The following is a 19,508-nucleotide window of genomic DNA, read 5'->3' on the forward strand; positions in this document are numbered from 1 at the left end:
TATTCATTATGTAATTATTATATTGTAAAATTGCTTTTGTGAATAAATAAGAATAGAGGTTAATATGAAAGTAAATCAATTAATTGCTAATAACATAAATAAATTAGATGCAACTATACCGTTTAATAAATCGTTTGGAATTGCTGGTTTATCTGGATCGGGTAAAACAACTTTTTGCCAAACAATTGGTGAAGAATCAAAAAAACGATTAGTTTCTTTATTACCAAAGGCTGAATATCAATATTTATTTCCTAACATTATGGAAACAAATTTTAGTGCCATTAAGATGGAAGAAATGCCTTTAGTACTTTTTCTAGGAAAATCATCGATTTCGTCTAATCCGCGTTCAACGATTGGTACTCATACTGGTGTTTTTACAGAGGTTCGGGAAAAACTTGCTGAAGTATTTAATCTTTCTCCAGAGGTCTTTTCATTTAATAATCAATTAGGCTGGTGTACTGGTTGTAAAGGCCGTGGTACTACAAAAAATGTTGAGTGTAAAAAATGTAAGGGAAAACGTTATAGTGAAGAAATTGAACAACATGAAATTGATTTGTTGGCCAAGCCACATTCAATTTCAAATATTAATGATTTAAGTGTTGAATCTATTCTTTCACTAGCAAAAGAGTTAAATATTAGTGAAGAAAAACAGCATATACTGCAAAATATTATTAATATGAACATTGGTTATTTAACATTAAATCGAATTATGGGTACGTTATCAGGTGGAGAGTTAACACGACTTTATTTGGCCGAATTCATGGCAGTAAGTGAAAATGCTGTAATTATTATTGATGAGATTTCAGTTGGACTTGATCATGAAACTTTATTACAAATTTTAGAAGAGATTAAACGATTAGGGTGTAAAAATCAAATTTGGCTTATTGATCATTCAGATACAGTACTAGATACATCTGATGAGCAATTGTTCTTTGGACCTGGTAGCGGAAAATATGGCGGGAAAATTGTGGAAGAATCACCAAGACCAAAGTCAATACTGTGGGATCGAAATAAAGAAATACCAACAGAATTTTATAGATTCTATGATTTATATTGCCGTAATATCCAAATGGAGGAGTTTCAAATTCCTAAAAACAGGCTTGTAACAGTTACAGGAGAATCAGGATGTGGGAAATCTACACTTGTCAACGAATGTCTAGCTACAGATTTTTTGAAACGATATCCAAAAGATAAATTAGTTATGGTAGGACAAGACCGAAATCAATCAATTACAAGTCGATCAACTGTAGCAACTTTCCTAGATATTAAAAAGAAACTGACAAAGTATAGTGAAGACATTGATGATATTTTTGAGCGCTCGATTGAGGATATTATTGATGAACTTCCAAATGAAGATATCGCTTATAAACGTTTGAGCCTACTAATTAAATTAGGACTTGGCTATTTAACATTAGAGAGAAAAACACAAACATTATCGACAGGTGAGTTTCAATGTGTTCATTTAGTTTCGGAATTATTTGCAAACACTAGAAATCCACATACATTATTCATTTTTGATGAGCCTTCAAAAGGTTTATCACAAAATATTTTAAATCAATTTATCGATAGTATTAGAGGTATTCTGCAAGATGAATCAGTTTCTATCATTATGATTGAGCATAATCGTTACATGTTAGAAAGCTCTGATTATATAGTTGATTTTGGAAAAAGGCAGAATGAATCTGTAGAGCATTTGGATGTTGTTAATCATGAGGATTACTATCGTCAAAAAAGTAATGTGAATAGCACAAAGAAAATAAATATCTCTTCAATGCTTAAGCAGAAAAAAGGAGTTCACTATTTAGAAGAAAATCATATTAACTATTTTAAAAATGCCGAAAATGTTTATAAGGGCGGTATTTTAAAAAGTTTATCATCAATGGCTAGGTTAATTTATGGTGAATATGAATCTGATACAATCGCACCTGTTATTGCTATTGATCTTGAAAGACATTTATATAGTCAATATAGTTTCTTATATGAGATTGGTGGATTAATTAATCATATTGTAGCTACTCATCCAATTAATAAAGATACGAGAAGTTTTGATTTCTATTCACAGGACAATCATTGTCCATCTTGTTCTGGACGTCTTCAAATTGAAGTTTTTGATAAAGATATTGCCATTCAAGATAAAAGTGTTCCATTTTGGGATGGGCTATTCGATCCAGAAATCATGAAGGTATTAAAATTTTATCAGCATGAAAAAATAGAATTTCTATTCGAAGAAATAAAAAATGAGCTTGGTCACGATTTGTCAAAGAGCTATAATGATATGTCAGAAGAAGAAAAGCATACGTTTTGGTACGGATATTTTGAAAAATCATTTTATGATAAAAAAGGAAAGACACGCAGAACATGGGTAGGTTTTAATACAATTATTGGTGGATATATTGTTATTTCAAAAGCACCTATTAAAGAAGAAATTAAGAGTTCAAAAAAAATGATGAAATGTCCAATTTGTGAGGGGACGGTTTTAAATCATCATAAGCCACTTAAATTTGGTAACGTAGATATTCGTGAAATAATCAATCAGCCTATTAATAAAGTATTGAAAACAGTTGGTGATTTACCGGCACTTGTTAAATTGAAGTCTATTGTTGGTGGCGATATGGTATTGACAGAAGATGTTTCTTTATTGCCAAGAAAAGCACAAGTTGCACTGAAGATGTTTGAATTAGAACAAGCAAGCTTTTCAAACTATGAAATGGTGTTACAAAATGTCTTACCATTCTGGGGCGAAATAAAAGGAAATATCGAATCCATTAGTATTAATAATCAAGTAACTGTTTGTGATTTCCCTAATGTTTATGAAACGAGAGAAACCATTATAGATAAGTATTTCACAAATGGTAAATATAAAAAACTTACGTATGTATACGAAGCGTTTGGATACAAAAAATTAGTTACCCAAATTAATAAAATTAAAAAGAGTAATCCATGTCCATTTTGTAAAGGTAAGAAAGTGATAACCGAAGATAATCTACATGATGGTGTCTTTAAACTAACAATTCCATGTGTAACTTGTAATGCAAGTGGTATTAATGACGAAGGGTTAAAAGAAGTTGTTGAGGGCGTGGATGTACAAACGTGGTTAACTGGAAAAGTAAGTGATGTTGTGAATGAAAGCTTATTAACAGAAGCTGTTGGACAAATACCAATTTTTAATCGCATACGTGAGTTGGATAAACGAGATATGATGGCGGTTTATGAATGTCTTGAGAAAAATAACTAGTGATGGATTGTCAATTGCAGTAGTCATAAAAACAGGAATATAGGTTTTTAATTATATAAATATAACATGTTAAATTGTTATTTAAATCGTTAAAAATAGTTGACCCTCACACAATGTCATTGTTTAAGATAAAGTTGAGCTTCAAAGTAGATGTAACTTATAGGAGGAAATCATGTTTAAAATAGGGGATTTTTCAAAACTATCTTCCATTAGTATACGAATGTTGAGACACTACGATAAAGTGGAATTACTACAACCGGTAAAAGTCGATGAGCAGAGTGGATATCGATTTTATTCAGCAGACCAATTAAAAAAAGTAAATCAAATTCAAACGTTAAAAGCTATGGGGTTTAATATTGCTACCATCAAAGAAATAATAGAATGCGATAATATAGATACCATAAAAGAGCAATTTTTAAATCGTAGTGCTCAAATTAAAGAAGACATGAATAACCTCCAAAAACAATTACGTCTCCTCGAAGACTCAATGAAAACGATGAGAGAGGATGTTGTTGAGATGAATTATCATGTTTCAATAAAAGAAATTCCAGAAAGAACTGTAGCTAGTGTTAGAAAGATTATTCCATCGTATAATTGCGAAGGTGATTTATGGAGTGTATTAATGCAAGAAATTCAAATGAAAAATATTAGTATTGCCCAACCGAGTTATAGTATTGCGGTTTTCCATGATCGTGAATACAAAGAAAATGATGTAGATATAGAAATACAGCTAAGTATTCTAGGTAAGCACGAAAATACAAAAGACGTTACATTTAAAAATATGGAATCGACTAATGTAGCTTCTATAACAGTTAATGGAAGTTATGAACAGATGACAGCTGTAAATGAGGCTGCGGCAAAATGGATTGAGACAGAGGGTTATAAATTAGCAGGCCCGATGTTTAATATTTACCATGTGAGCCCAGCGATGGAAGCGGATCCTAATAAGTGGGTTACAGAAGTTTGTTATCCAGTTAAATGAAGATAAAGAAAAAAGGCATTATTTATATGTCTTTTTTCTTTATAAACTTATCCATAAATATCAAGATAAATTACTTCTTGATTTGATTCGTCAACTACTAGCACGATTGAATTTGCAAATGTACAAAATGAGCGGATTATAATGGATTCCTTTAATGAATCTTCTAAAAACCAACCTGTTGGTAATAAAGAAATGCAACCATCTTTTTGGAAATTTCAGCAATGTTTACATTAGCAACAAAATCCACCGGAATAAGGGGCTTTTCTCTTAAATAATTTAATGGTATGTGTACCCTCCATCAGGAAATAATACATTACCCGTAGTAAAACTATTTTGCATTAAATATAGGACAGTATGTGCAATTTCATCATTAAATCCAGCTCGTTGTACAAGTGAAAGAGATTTATAAGCTTCGTAAGCAACTAGTCTATTTTCATTTTGTTCATTTTCTCTTTGTATTGTTCCAGGAGAAACCACATTAACTCTAATAGGAGCTAATTCCACAGCTAAAGCCTTCCCTAAACTTTCAATAGCACCATTGCAAGCTCCATAAGCAGGAGCGCCTTTAAGTGGTCTTTGACTAAATGCACCAGACATTAACACAATCGATCCAGAGTTTGAAAGAAAAGGAATTGCATATTTTACGGCATAATATTGAGGCCAAAACTTTCCGATGAAGCTACTTTCAGCAATTTCCTCTGTAGAGGTAATCGGTCCAAGTGTGTAAGAGGCTCCCGGTGTGAATAAATGATCAAAGTTCCCAACTATCTTGAAAAAATTTTGTAATTGCTCTTTATTTTGATTATCCAATATATAAGTTTGAAGATGATTGTTATTTATTACTTCTCGAGCAACTTTTAATTTTTCTTCCGAGCGTCCGGCAATAATAACATGTGCGCCTTGTTTAATTGCTTGTGTTGCTGTTGCTAATCCAATACCAGAACTCCCGCCAATGATAACAATACGGCTATTTTTTAATGTAGTAATAGACATATTTTAGCCACTCCTTTAATAAAAAATTTAGAATATAACTAACTGTGCTATGCTTTTATTATTCGCTAAAAGGGAGCAAGTGAAAAGTACGCACTTTATATGTACATAGTCGCAAATTTCGTACTAATCGCTATACATGCGGATAAGTAATAGGAAAAATTTCTAAATATGGTTTATCCCGCATTAACGGGCAGTAAAACTATCACCTCAAAGTTAGGAAAATGCAAGGAAGTTAGGTAAGAGATCAATTGCCCGTAAAAGCCCGATTGGTTCAACTAATAATCAGTGTGGGATGAACAAAACCCCCACTGATTAAAGTTTCACTTTATGATATCTGAGGAGAGGTGAGAAAAATGGATTTACAAGAAACGAAGTTAAAAGGGGTAATAGCAACATTACAAATAATCGGTGGGAAATGGAAGTCACTCATTTTGTTTATTTTGCTAACAGATGGAATGAAACGTTTTGGTGAATTAAAGCGATTGATACCAGATATATCTCAAGGGACGTTAGCGAAGCAATTACGTGAATTAGAGCAAGATCAACTAATAAAACGCGAAATTTATCAAGAAATACCACCTAAAGTAGAATATAGCTTAACTGAACATGGAAAAACAGTCAGTACTGTTTTGGATAGTATGTGTAGTTGGGGAAGAGGGCATTTAGAATATATAGATAAAGATAAACCATAAAAATGTTATGTAAACTTATTGTAGTGTGAAGGGAAATGTTGTTTTAATAATTTGTATTTTATAATATATAATTAAAGAGTGTCGTAGGTTATTATACATATTTAATTTATTTTTACAAAGGGGAAGTAATAAGATGAACGAATTAGAGTATAAAAGCTTCTATGATAAAGTAGGAAGATTAAATGGATGGGATTTTAGCAAAATAAAATGTGAAACTGTAGGAGATACATGGGACTTTTATAGTGAGGTAAAAGAAAGGTGTAAACCATCACATATTTTACTTGATGTTGGTACAGGCGGAGGAGAAAATGTACTTAACATAGCATCATCAGCTAAATTGTTGATTGGAATTGATAATTCTAACGGCATGATTGCAACGGCACATTCTAACTTGAAAAAATCAGGTGTACAAAATGTTGAGTTTCTTCAAATGGGTTCTGAAGCTTTAACATTTCCACATGCACATTTTGATATTGCTTCAAGTTGTCATGCCCCGTTTCTGGCATCTGAGTTAGCGAAAGTAATGAAAAAGGGTGCCTTTTTCTTAACACAACAAGTAAGTGAGCATGATAAATTAAACCTGAAAGAAGCATTTGGTAGAGGACAATGCTTAGGTGAACGGGATGGTACTTTAAAAGAAAATTATATGAATGAACTTATTAGTGCAGGATTTGATCTCGTGCAAGTACGTGAATATGATGTTACTGATTATTACAGTAGGTCTGAAGATCTCATTTTCTTATTAAAACATACCCCTATTATTCCTAGATTCGGAGAACAGGAAGAGGATTTTACTATTTTACAAAAGTTCATTGATACGTATAGTTCTGAAAAAGGGATTCGTACTAATTCAAAAAGATTTATGATTATTGCTGTTAAATTATAATGTATTTTAGTGTAAAAGCTGCTTTTCATTTAAAGAAAAGCAGCTTTTTGTGTGGAAAAGAATACAGGAAATACTTGAAAATAATAGAAATAAATAAAGTGTAAATTAAAAAATCAAAATATGGAGGATAAATGTTTTGAAACGTTACTATATTAGCAATGAAAAAATAAATGTACATATTACTGAATGGGGGAATAATGAGAAGCCCGTTATCTTTTGTTTACATGGATTAGGTAGTACGAGTTTAAGTTTTATAGAAATTGCTGAGGAATTAAAAGAAGAGTATAGATTTATCTCCGTTGATGCACCTGGACATGGTAAAACACCCCCATTTGAAAGAACAGAAGATTATGAGATGCACAATTTAGCAAATTGGTTAAATGAAATAATAAATGAATTGAGAATCAAATACTTCTATTTTCTATCACATTCATGGGGAAGTTTTGTAGCGTTATTTTATTTGTTAAATCATCCAGAAAAAGTACAAGGAAGTATTCTTATTGATGGTGGATATCAAACAAAAAGGCTTCGAGAAGAAACGTTGGAAGAAGAAATTGCTTATTATGAAAAGGACTTTGATGAATACGTTTTTAATAATTGGGACAAATTTTTCAAAAGTGAAAAAGAAGCTTATACTAGGTGGTCTTCATTGTTAGAAGTTGCTGTAAAGGATCTAGGGATCGAAATGGATAATAAAGTATGGTGGCATGCCAGGGGAAATACAGCTAGTAATATAATAAGAGGTATGCATAAAGATGAAACAATAGATATATATGAGAAGCTACCGGCTAATATTGTATTACTTCGAGCTACAGTCCCACAAGTTTGGGCGGATTATAGAGATAAGACAGTAAATATTTTTAAAGAGAAAACGGACAGTATAGTAAAAGTAATTCCTGATACTACACACATGTTGCACTGGGATAAACCAGAAATTGTTATAGCGGAAATAAAAAATAATTGGAGCTAACATATTCATACTAAAGTTGTAGTTTCTATATGAAAAATCCATCCTTCCGTTTGATTTTATCTATTTATAATTGTAATACAATACGAATAGATAATAAGAAATGAGGGGGAATGTAAAGTGATTACACATATATCAGATATAAAACTACAAACGGTTTCCATAGAAGGGGTAAAACAAGTTTATAAGGACATATTATCTTTTCCAATAAAAAAAGAAACAGAATCCTTCATTCAATTTGAAGTAACACCTTATACAAAAATTAGTTTTCAAGAAGTGTATGAACCAATCGCACCTGCACATTTTGCTTTTGAAATCCCATATTCAAAATTCCATGAAACAGCAAGGTGGTTAAACGACTCTGGATTACTCATTGTGAAATGGCAAAATGGAAATGTAATTGGTGAAGAGAATGGTCTATTCAATTTATACTTTAAAGACGGAGATGGAAATCTACTCGAAATTATTGCGCATAGTTATGTTAAAGAAGATGTATTAGTACCATATTCACCTTTAAACATTTTATACGTAAGGGAAATCGGTCTTCCCGTTAAGAGTGTACCTGTTTTTACGGAATGGTTAAAATCAAATCTAAATATGAAAACGATGGAAGATGGGGATATTTTTAACTTTGTTATAGGTGGCACTGCATATATCGTCGCGACTTGGTGGCAGCGACCTTGGATTCCAATCGCGATGAAAGCTCTATCACCGAAAGTACACGTTTCTTTCGGAACACCAGACGTCGCATTTTTACAGCGAATCCATAATAACTTTAAGATAAATAATGTTCCCTTTGAATGTAAAAATAATGAAGTATCATTTATTGAGCAGGGATATTCATTTTCTATTGTGTATACACCAGAGTTTCATTCCAATATTCCTAAAGAACTAAACTTACCACTTTCTATTTAAGGATAGAAAGTGGTAAGTTTTTTATATCTTCGTGAAGAAGGTTTTCGTTATGATTAGAGTGAATGCAAAGAAAAGGATTAAGCGTTATTCAAATTTATTTTAAGGAGAGAAATGAATCTAGGTAATCCAATTGCAAAAGGGAATACTGCAGAAATTTATTTAACTGATGATAAGGTTGTAAAATTATTTAAAGATTACCTCCCAGATACAGAGTCTATGAATGAAGCAAAAAAACAAAAATATGCGTATTCATGTGGGTTGCCAGTTCCAAACGTATTTGAAGTGAAAAAGATACAAAATAGACAGGCAATTATTATGGAACATGTAAAAGGGGACAACATTGGTGATCTTCTGCTTAATAATTTAAATGAGGCAGAGCGTTATATCAGCCTTTGTGTTAATGAGCAAAAAAAGATCCATGCTATACATGTAAATACAGATGAAATGGAGTTAATGAGGGAAAGGTTAGAGCGTCAAATTAAATCTGTGCATAAATTGGATGAACGCAAAAAGAAGGATATATTACAAAAATTAGATTTTATTACATTTGATTTTAGGCTATGTCATGGAGATTTTCATCCATTTAATTTGATTTTGAGTAAGGAAGAGAAAGTGAAAGTTTTAGATTGGGTAGATGCTAGTTCAGGTGATATTCGCGCAGATGTATTTCGAACATATTGGTTGTACTCACAATCTTCGGTAGAATTAGCTGAGATGTATTTACATATATATTGCAGTCGTACCGGCTTATCAAGAGATGAAGTTTTTCAATGGGCTCCTATAATTATTGCAGCTAGATTTTCTGAAAAAGTATCACCGCAAAATGAAGTGTATTTGAGAAGATTATTGAATCAGTATTTATAAGTCATAAAAAAGGTTGTCAGCTAATTAATAAATGCTGTTGTTTAACCAAAGTTTCCTTGCAGTTAAACAACGGCATTCTTAAATATTGATATAGGTATTCTTATTTTCGATCTTCATCCTATAAAGGTTCATAATCCGTACTTGTTCCTCCGTTAATTCTTCTTTATCCCAATACATATGCATTAAGCTATATTCAAAAATCTCCTTTAATTTAATAAATAACGGAAACTTGTCTTTCATCTCTTTTGGTAGCTCATTTTCCTCTTGGTAGCCTTCAAATAGTGCTTTTGTAATAGAATACTCATAGTCAACGATATTCCCATTTCCAGCAAATGAATATTCTATCGCACTATAAATAGGAACGGCTAAATCGAATATGTAAAAATGTTTTTGGAATGAATCCAAGAGAATATCAACTTAACAAAATGCCTATCCAATCATTTGTTAAACTAAATTTAAATAAAGAAGGGGCGTTTAAAATGAATATTTCTAGAAAAATAGAGTTTGAACAGTTACGAAATAGGAAGAGTGAGCTATTTGATAAAGAGGTACTTAACATATTAAATGGTCAAGTTATGTATGAAGAATTTAAAAATAAAAAGCTAATGGGTGATTCTGATTATGCACCATTTAATGAGGCAATGTGTGTGAACCCTGCTACTACACAAGTTTTTGATGAGGATTTTATTAAAACAAGAGCGGAAGGACATAACAGTTCCGTAGAAAGTTATACAAAAAAGGTTATAGATCCGTTAGAAAAACTTTTTACGAAAAATTATAAATGTATTGTTTTATGGTTTGGTGAAGATATGTTTTGTCAAATGAACCTACTTACCATACTTTCTCACCTTGAACAGTCTGTTTATGAAGGGAAGGTATACTTAAATAGCTTTAGAGAGGATGAATTTAAAGTAAATCAAATTGAACTTGAATTGGGGAAGTATTCTTCTATATACAATGAAGTATTAGTAAACCATAAAAAGACCTCTCATAAGGTACCACCTGTAATGTATCAGGCTATAGACTTATTTTTAGAAATGTTAACAGAAGATAATGCAGTAATGAAATTCATCTCTAAAAATAAAGATTTATCAACTCGTGAATTATTAATAAAGTTGTTTTATCTTTTTCCAACAATCGGATATGGAGATACTCAGTACATAGAGCTGATTAATAAAATAAAGAAGAAAGCTACACCAAAAATATAGGTGCAGCTTTCTTCTTATAATTGCTCAAGTAATTCTAATTCTTTTTCTACAAATAGCATTAGTTCTTTAATTGTTTCACCAGAAAAATCAAAACGAATACCGGCTGCATCATACACTTCTTTTATAGATTGCGAGCTTCCTAGTGATAATGCCTTTTTATAATTTTCTAGCGCTTGCTTAGGATCCTCTTTATATTGTTTATACATTTGTAATGCACCAAGTTGGGCGATCGCATATTCAATATAATAAAATGGTACTTCAAAAATATGGAGTACAGGTAGCCAACTCGTTGCTATCCAGTTTTCGTAGCCATCAATATGTATGACGCTAGACTGATAATGTTTTTGAAGTTGTAAGTATTTTTCATTTCTTTCTTCAGAAGTATGACTTGGATTTTCATACAGCCAGTGTTGAAATTGATCGACAATAAGCATAATAGGTAAATATGAAATAACATCTTTAAAGAAGTTAATTTTTGCTTGTTTTAAATCTTTTTTGTCTGTATAGAAGGTATCCCAATAATTAAGCGAGAATAACTCCATTGTCATACTGGCTAGCTCAGCTGTTTCAGCTGGAATTTCTATATACTGTCGTAATTTTAATGGTTTTATGAGTTCGTTATGAATACTATGACCCATTTCATGTATAAAAGTGACAATATCATCTTGTGTATAATTTAAGTTCATAAAAATATAAGATAATTGTGAAGCTGGTAAGTACTCACAAAAGCCACCAGCTGCTTTTCCTTTGCGGCTTGTTAAATCAAGACAATTGTGTTTATACATTCGGGTTAAAAGTGCTGAAAATTCAACATCTAGTTTATTAAAGATATGAGTGCTCTTTTCAATTAAATCATTTTCATTTGCAATAGGTTTAAGTACTTTTTGATCTGGAGTTACAGCTGATACATCCCACGGGCGAAGTGTATCCAATTGCAGTTTATCTTTTTTCTCTAGCAATATTTTATCTTTAAGAGGCACAACATACTTACGTATGGATTCAGCTAGTTCATAGCAATCTATCGCTGAATAATCAAAACGCTCGTATTTTTTGAACATATAATCGCGATAATTCTCTAGTTGAATATTTTTTGCTTTTTGATGGCGAATTTCAATTAATTGATTTAATATGTTTTGGAGTTCTTTTTCAACAGATAAAAATTGTTCAGAAATAATGGTTTTTGCCTTTTTACGGGTGTCACGATTCGAATCTTGTAAATAGGATTGTAATTCTGTTATCGTTTTTTCTTCTCCGTCCCAAATTCCACTTAATCCTCCAGTGATTTCAAAGTACTCTGTGACTAATTTGTCTTCCTTTATTTCTAATTCGATATTTTCCTCACAAAATAACTTTTGAGCATTTTTTATTTTTGTATCTAATAAACCATATACGTTAGAATCTAATTCCATTCGAAAAGGTGACTCTAAATATTTATTATCCAATAAATTTTGGTACCGCTTTAAAAGTGGCTTTACAAATTGTTGATCATGTTCAAAAGTATCCTTTATTTCTTCATCATCCGTATTACATTGAAAGGCGATGTAATGTGATCTTAATTGTTCTTCGATGTCCCAAATTACTTTTGACTGCTCTTTTAACCAATTTTCAAGGTCTAGTTTTGAAGAAATCATTTTATTTAATAAAGTCGAAAGAGTTTTTTCCAATTGTAGTACATTACTAATATCAATCGTATTTACATGTTGCATTATATATCCCTCACTTTTTATTTATTCATAGAGATATTCTATTTAATAATTGTAATTCCCTTGTTAAGTGGGGTAAATGTGAAATAATGTTAAATTTAATAATTAAAGAAGGTATTTATATGTCAAAGTAAAAAGTTTATCGTAAATGAAAATATATGGAGGGGTGCTGCATGAGAAAGGGAAAGAAGTTACTTGTATTTTTATTTCCACTTGCTTTATTATGTGCCTGTGAGAATGACATTGAAGATGCTAAAAGTGAAGATTCTATAGTGATGGATATTGCCACAGCAGCGGTAAAGGAGGAATCTTTTTTTAGTGCTGCTATAAGAGATGAAAAAGAAAGAATATTAGATTTAGAGATTGCTGATAGCGAAGATAGTAACGAAATAAAAAATGATATTAATAAAAGATTGGTGATACAAGGTGTAACGTCTTATAAAATCAATATAACTCAAAGAAATAGAGAAGTTGTAAAGGCAGAGAGTAGATGGAATCAAGTTTTTGGACATATATTTGATGACGTATTCAGAAAAAATGGATATGAAGGGTTTGGTATTCAGCAAATAAATTATAAAAAGAATCAACCTGTTACCATTGATATAAAAACTAAGATTAGCGATGATGAAGTAGGGGCGAGAGAACTTGGACAGAAAATAGAAAAAGAAGTTGAAGTTGTACTTAAAACAGAAGCAGTAAAGAAATGGATTGAAAATGATTCATATGCTATTGGGATTTACGATATAGATGATCGGAAAATTAACTAATTGAGGAATGAATGCTATATGAATGAAAAATCGATATAATTAAATATGGAATTACTGAAGGAGGTGTAAGATGTATAAGTATTTACATATTTTAAACGACATAGAAAATATGATTCAAAATGGAGAAATAAGAGAAGGAAAGAAATTACCGTCTATACGGTCACTCGTTACGCAATATGAATGTAATAAGGCAACAGTTATACGTGCGCTTCATGAATTAGAAAAGCGTCACATTATATATTCTGTCCCTCAAAGTGGATACTACGTTGTTAAAAAATCAGAGAGTACTATAGAAAATAATGAGATAATTGATTTTGCCTCCTCAGCACCAGATCCAGATGTTTTTCCGTATTTAGATTTTCAACATTGTATTAATAAGGCTATTGATACGTATAAAAATGATTTGTTTGTATATGGAACGCCGAAAGGCTTACCATCTTTAATACCAGTTATTCAAAAACAACTAGCAAATTATCAAGTCTTTACAAAAGAAGAAAATATTTTTATAACATCAGGTGTTCAGCAGGCACTTGCTATATTAACTTCTATACCATTTCCGAATGGAAATGAAACTGTATTAATTGAACAACCAACATATCATCTATATATTGATTATCTAGAAATAAATAAAGTTCCTGTAATCGGTATTAAACGTACGAATGAAGGTATCGATTTGAATGAATTGGAGCAAATATTTCAAACCGGAAAAATAAAATTCTTCTATACGATACCGAGATATCATCATCCGCTTGGAACGTCTTATTCTAAAGATGAGAAAGAAAAAATCACACTATTGGCTAAGAGATACAATGTATTTATAGTGGAAGATGATTATTTAGCAGATTTAGAAACTGATTCAAAAGCAGATCCATTATATAGCTTGGATAATTGTAGTCATGTCATATATTTGAAAAGTTATTCGAAGATTATTTTTCCAGGTTTACGGGTTGGAGTTGCGGTCATTCCACCATCCATTGCAAATGCGTTCTATACATACAAAAAGATACTAGATATTGATAGTCCGATGATTTCTCAAGCGGCTTTAGAAATTTATATAAAGAGCGGTATGTTTGAACGTCATAAAAGTAAAATTAATTCTTCCTACTATAATAGATCAATAAAACTAGCAGAAACATTAGAAAAAGTGCAAAATGAAGATCCATCATTATTTACATATAATAGACAAAACACATTTGGAATACACACTTGTTTAGAAATGCAGAAAAACACAGTTACAGAAACACTTATACAAAAATTAGGTGACAGGCAAATAAGTGTCGATACTATTGATAAGAATTATATGAGGAATTTTCCTAAAGAAAAACTGTTAAAGTTAAATGTTTCGAATGTAAAAGAAGATAAGATTGAAGAAGGTATTCGTAAAGTAATTGAGGAAATCAAGCAATTAAGACAGTTTAATTTTCAGTTTAGAAAAGAATAATTTGAATTAGGAGGTTCGTTGTGAGGCGCAAAATCATTCTCTTGTTTGTATGTAGCGCTATAGTGGCAGGTGCAATTGTTGTGATTACATATTATAAAAAAGAGGATTAATGCATAGCAGTTGCAAAGTATTCAAGAGGTATTATCGTAGATTAAAATAACGAACCTATAACTAATGTGAAAATTTATGAAGATTCAATTGAAAGTAAGATGCGTAGTATTTCAAATGCACAAGGTGAATTTGAAATACCACATGGAGTTTGTGGTGAAATTGCATTAAAATTAGTTACTCAGAATGGGGAAGTCTATACGAGAAAATATGATAAGAATCATGTGTAAGAAGAAAACTAAAGGTGAATAAAATGAAACCATTACAGAGAAAAGTAGCAGTTGTGGACGGAGCAACTATATATGTAACTGAATAACTATATGTTTTTTAAGAGCGCTCTTAGAAAAGAGTGCTCTTTTTCATTAATGTAAATATTTACTTAGCATCTTTTTAAAATGATTTTTATCATAATTTACATATTGCGTAGCTGTATTTCGTATTGGATCTCCGGCATAAAATCTTTCATACAATTCGTGTCTAGATCCTAATGGACTTCCAATGATATCCCAGGCTAACTTAAATAATTTTGTGCGTTGTTCGGCATCTATATTCGTTCCTTTAAAGTGCTTTTTCAATAAATTAGCTATCGGACTTTGGAAGTCATTCGAGCTCGAAGGAAGTTGAATGAACCCACCTGCTCCAATTAATTGTAAAATTTCTATTGCACGGGGATAATATTTGGAACCAAGATTCCTTGCAGTTTCAATATATTTAAAATTCGGCAAATAAGTTTTCGTTTCATTTGTAGTACCTTCAACTTCTGCAGCAATTAAAAGTGCGCGAATTGTTTCGATTTGCATAATTAATTCCCCAAGCTTCTCTTGAACATGCAAATAAGTAGTAGCACCGATCGCTTCAGCAATTTCACAAGCAATTGCAGTTATAAATTCTAGCTTTACTACTAATCGTACAATTGCTTGGTGATAAGCTAAACTACTAGAAGCTACATCTGACTTTATTGCCCATAACGCTTCAGGGTTGTTATATAGTAAGACTCGTTCCCATGGTACAAATACATTATCAAAGATTAATAGTGCATCCATTTCATCGTACTGTGAGCTAAGAGGGGAATCAACTGTAATTGAATGTGTATTCGCAAATGGTTCTCTACAAACCATATGTAATCCAGGGGAATTGGCTGCCACGATGAGAAAGTGAGCTAAATCTTTTTGAGTATCAGTCAGTTTTGCTAATGGATAGATTAATAAATCATTTGAATAAGGAGAAGCAGTACCAATCATTTTAGCACCACTTAAATAAATTCCATCAGAAGTTTTTTTCGTAACTCTTAGTAATCCTAAGTCGTTTGTATTCAACATTGATTCTGTAGATCGATTTATTTGTGGATCACGTTGAACTACGCTTAAGAATAAGTGATTATCTCTTGCTTCTTCATAATAAGATGTAATTTTATCTGGAAACTGTGCATCGAATTTTTTATAAAAATATTTTGATACGTACCAGCCAGTAAGTCTCGATCTTGCGTAATCAGATAGTCTACTCATTACACCGTCTGTAGCATAACTCCACGTTTCAAAAGCGGTTCTCCTCATTAATAATTCGTTATAGGAATTCGGAACTAAAAAGGCTGTATGGACAAATTCTTTCGTTTTTGGACTAACATATCCAACAGAATCTCTTCGTATTGGATCATCAAACAATGTAAATAAATTAGAAATGGTACTTAATGTTCCTGCAAAATGTTTGTCTGTAGTTACATCTACTTTTTGTCCATAGAGCCAAACGTTACGACCATCTTGTAAGCTCTTTATATAGTAATCTTTCAAATTTTGCATATTTCCTCCTTCTAAAGACTATTCATATATTTGGACATCTTTTAATGGTGGGGAATATACGTGGAAAGTTATTACTGCTGAATCTGTAGCATTATACATTTTATGCACAGTATCTTTTTTTACTGTGAAAATATTTCCCTCTGTAAACTCTTCAATCCGCTCGCTATTATTTTCGTACGTTATATTTTGTAACGTACCATTGACTATTAGTATACATCCTACAGATATTCCATGATCGTGCACAAAGGTCTTTGCTTTGCTGGGGAAATTTAATACTAAAATCTCTACGAATTCAGACTGATAGATAACGTTCCTTCCGTATTCAAGATTAACTGCTGAAGTAATAAAAGGAGCTATTTTATGAAGTGAAATATTTAATGATTGAATAGTGTGTATTAAATTGAACGTATCGTAGTTACATAGGTTATTAAATGCCTTTCTTATGTTATGAATCAATTGCATGTACAACTTCCTCCTAAGCATTTGCAGTGAAAGAAAGTAATCTCCTATTATATCGTGTGTAGTCGATTACATAACATTGTATTGAATAAATTCAAAAAGGTGACTGGTTTTAATTTGGTAATATTTGCTCTGGACTACATGGTAATTAATTCCTTTTTTATGGTATGCTTGAACTATAGCCCGCTTTCTATTGGAAAGGTGATGAAATAAATGGCAGTTCTTTTAGTGGATAATCTATATCAAATGTCTATTGTTTTACTGATCTTATGTTCATTTTGTTTTTATAGATATTTAAAGAAAATAAAAAGGGAAAGAAAGCTTACAGGTTTTGAAATTACGATGTATATCGTGACGCAACTTGCGTATTTCATTTGGGCGGCAACGACTTTTCTTAAAATGTTATCAGAATAGTAATCTTGAAGTATTAGACGCTGAACAGAAAGGTACAGGAGCATTAAAGGTATAAACGTGGGCAAGGGTAATTTATCATCTATTAGGTAAATAAATTTAGTCGAAATTTAGATGGATAACAATATTACTTATAACATCTTTATAAAAAGAGAGGATATAAATGGAACAATATAAGTTAATTGTAAAAGGGCCTAAACAACTTGAGTGGGAAACAAATGAAATTAAGGACATACAGGACGATGAAATTATCGTTAAAACAATCGCAGGATCGATAAGCATTGGGGCCGAGTTACCACAGTATAATGGATCCGATGTTACAGATCCGCATCCTTTTTATCCAAGAAAAACTGGATATGAAAGTTATGGTGAAGTGATTGAAGTTGGTAATCAAGTAACACATGTAAACGTAGGTGATAAAGTAGTTTCTTTTTATGGACATGAAACGATAGGGATAGTTAAGGCGCATAAAGTAATTCGAGTGCCTAGTTCTATACAACCTAAAATTGCTTTATTATCTATTCTTTCATGTGATGCCGCTAAAGGAGTATTGAAACTAAACCCGCGACAGGATGAAAAAGTACTTATAATTGGAATGGGAGTTATTGGTTTACTCGCTTGTTATTTCTTAAAATACTATGTAGGCATTGAGCACGTGGATGTTGTTGAGCCTAATAAAAATAGAAGAGATTTTGCAAAGAAGTTTGGTACGAAAAACATATATGATTCAGAAGAGAAAATAATAGAAACATATGATTATGGTTTCGAATGTTCTGCTACAAATAGTGGGTTCCATACTTTGCAAAAAGCTCTTAAAACTAATGGTAAAATATGTATACTGTCTGATGGCAATATAGAAGAACTAACATTAACTGCTAACTTTTATCAGAAAGAATTGCAAATCATTGGATCAAGTGATGGATACGATTATCAAAAGCATGCAGATTGGTTTTTTGAAGAAATAGGAAAAACACCATTTATAGAAGAGATCTTTCAACATGAAATACATTATACTTCACTCATACAATGCTTTGATGAATTGAGTTTAGGGATAATTAAACCATTAAAAGTATATGTTTCATATGAATAACGAAAAAAATGAGAAAATATTTGTCACATACCTTACAAATGTTTCGTCACATTTATGATTACTAAATGAGGAGGAACATATATGAAAATATTTGTAGCAGGTGCAACGGGTGTAATAGGACGTTCTTTATTGCCAATGTTAATAAAAAATGGGCATACAGTTTTTGCGATGATCCGTAATACTTCGCAAGTAGAAGCAATGAAAAAGGTTGGTGCCATACCAGTAATAGCTGATGTATTTAATAGAAAGGCTGTATTTTCTGTATTAGAAGAAACAAATCCCGATGTAGTTATTCATCAATTAACGTCATTATCTTCATGGGATTTTGAGGATAATGCAAAAATTAGAACAAAAGGCACTCGTAACCTTGTCGATGCAGCTAAAAATGTAGGGGTACAGAAAATAATCGCTCAAAGTATTTCATGGGCGTATGAACCAGGGGATACATTTGCGACTGAAAAAGATTCACTACATATTACTGCTTCCATGCCTCGACAAGTCACTGTTAATGGCATATTGAAATTAGAAAAAGCTGTTACTGAATTATCTGAATCGGTAATACTTCGTTATGGCACATTATACGGACCAGGAACATGGTATGCGGAAAACGGATTAATAGCAAATCAAGTTCGTAATAATGAGATTATTGCATCAGACGGGATAATCTCGTTTATACATGTCGAAGATGCTGCAAGAGCTACTATGCTATCCCTTAATTGGCCTTCAGGAATCGTAAATATTGTAGATAATTATCCAGCAACTAGTAAAGAATGGTTACCAATATATGCAGCAGCGATAGGGGCACATAAGCCTAAAGTTCAAGATGGGAAAAATAGTTGGGAAAGAGGAGCTTCCAATAATAAAGCACGTAAAGAGTATGGTTGGATACCTTTATTTCCATCATGGTCTGAAGGATTTAACAACTTAATAGGTAAGTAAAACACACCTTTAATGGGAATGATAGTAAAATACACCATTAAAGGATTGGGTT

18 protein-coding genes and 1 pseudogene are annotated in these 19,508 nt (G+C 31.7%); 14 read left to right on the forward strand and 5 right to left on the reverse strand.

Annotated elements, in window-relative coordinates:
* Window positions 1-64 precede the first annotated feature (64 nt).
* Window positions 65-3,235: an excinuclease ABC subunit UvrA gene (locus GD442_RS12050; RefSeq protein WP_000867747.1), complete on the forward strand. Its 3,171-nt coding sequence runs from the start codon at window positions 65-67 to the stop codon at window positions 3,233-3,235.
* A gap of 172 nt (window positions 3,236-3,407) precedes the next feature.
* Window positions 3,408-4,217, forward strand: a complete 810-nt coding sequence (locus GD442_RS12055; RefSeq protein WP_000472640.1) for a MerR family transcriptional regulator — start codon at window positions 3,408-3,410, stop codon at window positions 4,215-4,217.
* A gap of 276 nt (window positions 4,218-4,493) precedes the next feature.
* On the opposite strand, the gene GD442_RS12060 is transcribed toward GD442_RS12055, so the two are convergent.
* On the reverse strand, window positions 4,494-5,210 hold the full coding sequence (locus GD442_RS12060; protein ID WP_000029108.1) for an SDR family oxidoreductase: 717 nt from the start codon (window positions 5,208-5,210) through the stop codon (window positions 4,494-4,496).
* A 353-nt stretch (window positions 5,211-5,563) separates the two neighbouring features.
* On the opposite strand from GD442_RS12060, the gene GD442_RS12065 reads away from it, so the two are divergent.
* From GD442_RS12065 to GD442_RS12085, 5 genes are all read left to right on the forward strand, one after another.
* Window positions 5,564-5,902, forward strand: coding sequence for a winged helix-turn-helix transcriptional regulator (locus GD442_RS12065; protein WP_000365541.1), 339 nt, complete (start codon window positions 5,564-5,566; stop codon window positions 5,900-5,902).
* A 133-nt stretch (window positions 5,903-6,035) separates the two neighbouring features.
* A complete protein-coding gene (locus GD442_RS12070) occupies window positions 6,036-6,788 on the forward strand; it encodes a class I SAM-dependent methyltransferase (RefSeq protein ID WP_001003869.1) in 753 nt (250 codons plus the stop codon).
* A gap of 136 nt (window positions 6,789-6,924) precedes the next feature.
* Window positions 6,925-7,758: an alpha/beta fold hydrolase gene (locus tag GD442_RS12075; RefSeq protein WP_000833456.1), complete on the forward strand. Its 834-nt coding sequence runs from the start codon at window positions 6,925-6,927 to the stop codon at window positions 7,756-7,758.
* 117 nt (window positions 7,759-7,875) lie between these two features.
* Entirely contained in the window at window positions 7,876-8,670 is a 795-nt protein-coding gene (locus GD442_RS12080) for a VOC family protein (RefSeq protein ID WP_000627942.1), read from the forward strand.
* A gap of 111 nt (window positions 8,671-8,781) precedes the next feature.
* Window positions 8,782-9,534 carry an aminoglycoside phosphotransferase family protein gene (locus GD442_RS12085; protein WP_001048504.1) on the forward strand — a complete coding sequence of 251 codons (753 nt, stop codon included), beginning with the start codon at window positions 8,782-8,784 and terminating at the stop codon, window positions 9,532-9,534.
* 78 nt (window positions 9,535-9,612) lie between these two features.
* Here the strand turns inward: GD442_RS12085 and GD442_RS12090 are convergent, their stop codons facing one another.
* Window positions 9,613-9,939 (reverse strand): hypothetical protein, encoded by a 327-nt coding sequence (locus GD442_RS12090; protein ID WP_002006075.1) that lies wholly within the window; start codon window positions 9,937-9,939, stop codon window positions 9,613-9,615.
* On the opposite strand from GD442_RS12090, the gene GD442_RS12095 reads away from it, so the two are divergent.
* The gene (locus GD442_RS12095; RefSeq protein WP_001069557.1) at window positions 9,930-10,742 is read left to right on the forward strand and encodes a hypothetical protein; all 813 of its coding nucleotides are present in this window, start codon (window positions 9,930-9,932) and stop codon (window positions 10,740-10,742) included. The two genes, GD442_RS12090 and GD442_RS12095, sit on opposite strands and share 10 nt — an antisense overlap.
* A gap of 14 nt (window positions 10,743-10,756) precedes the next feature.
* Here the strand turns inward: GD442_RS12095 and GD442_RS12100 are convergent, their stop codons facing one another.
* Window positions 10,757-12,448: a M3 family oligoendopeptidase gene (locus tag GD442_RS12100; RefSeq protein WP_001164954.1), complete on the reverse strand. Its 1,692-nt coding sequence runs from the start codon at window positions 12,446-12,448 to the stop codon at window positions 10,757-10,759.
* Window positions 12,449-12,618: 170 nt separating this feature from the next.
* Here GD442_RS12100 and GD442_RS12105 point away from each other — a divergent pair, with 170 nt between their 5' ends.
* From GD442_RS12105 to GD442_RS28085, 3 genes and pseudogenes are all read left to right on the forward strand, one after another.
* Complete coding sequence (locus GD442_RS12105; RefSeq protein ID WP_001225383.1) at window positions 12,619-13,212, forward strand: DUF4030 domain-containing protein; 594 nt, start codon at window positions 12,619-12,621, stop codon at window positions 13,210-13,212.
* A 70-nt stretch (window positions 13,213-13,282) separates the two neighbouring features.
* Window positions 13,283-14,653 carry an aminotransferase-like domain-containing protein gene (locus tag GD442_RS12110; RefSeq protein ID WP_000280124.1) on the forward strand — a complete coding sequence of 457 codons (1,371 nt, stop codon included), beginning with the start codon at window positions 13,283-13,285 and terminating at the stop codon, window positions 14,651-14,653.
* A gap of 113 nt (window positions 14,654-14,766) precedes the next feature.
* Window positions 14,767-14,991 (forward strand): annotated as a pseudogene (locus GD442_RS28085) (hypothetical protein).
* 132 nt (window positions 14,992-15,123) lie between these two features.
* On the opposite strand, the gene GD442_RS12115 reads toward GD442_RS28085, so the two are convergent.
* Window positions 15,124-16,557 carry a 4-hydroxyphenylacetate 3-hydroxylase family protein gene (locus GD442_RS12115; RefSeq protein WP_001180384.1) on the reverse strand — a complete coding sequence of 478 codons (1,434 nt, stop codon included), beginning with the start codon at window positions 16,555-16,557 and terminating at the stop codon, window positions 15,124-15,126.
* An 18-nt stretch (window positions 16,558-16,575) separates the two neighbouring features.
* The gene (locus tag GD442_RS12120) at window positions 16,576-17,019 is read right to left on the reverse strand and encodes a cysteine dioxygenase (RefSeq protein WP_001176007.1); all 444 of its coding nucleotides are present in this window, start codon (window positions 17,017-17,019) and stop codon (window positions 16,576-16,578) included.
* Window positions 17,020-17,229: 210 nt separating this feature from the next.
* Between GD442_RS12120 and GD442_RS12125 the strand changes: the two genes are divergently transcribed.
* From GD442_RS12125 to GD442_RS12135, 3 genes are all read left to right on the forward strand, one after another.
* The gene (locus tag GD442_RS12125; protein ID WP_000279689.1) at window positions 17,230-17,430 is read left to right on the forward strand and encodes a hypothetical protein; all 201 of its coding nucleotides are present in this window, start codon (window positions 17,230-17,232) and stop codon (window positions 17,428-17,430) included.
* A gap of 160 nt (window positions 17,431-17,590) precedes the next feature.
* A complete protein-coding gene (locus tag GD442_RS12130; RefSeq protein WP_000438848.1) occupies window positions 17,591-18,517 on the forward strand; it encodes a zinc-dependent alcohol dehydrogenase in 927 nt (308 codons plus the stop codon).
* 81 nt (window positions 18,518-18,598) lie between these two features.
* Window positions 18,599-19,456 carry an NAD-dependent epimerase/dehydratase family protein gene (locus GD442_RS12135; protein ID WP_000689434.1) on the forward strand — a complete coding sequence of 286 codons (858 nt, stop codon included), beginning with the start codon at window positions 18,599-18,601 and terminating at the stop codon, window positions 19,454-19,456.
* The last annotated feature ends 52 nt before the right edge of the window (window positions 19,457-19,508 follow it).

Origin of the sequence: Bacillus sp. A260 (assembly GCF_009861435.1) — a bacterium.
GTDB classification, from domain to species: Bacteria; Bacillota; Bacilli; order Bacillales; family Bacillaceae_G; genus Bacillus_A; species Bacillus_A cereus.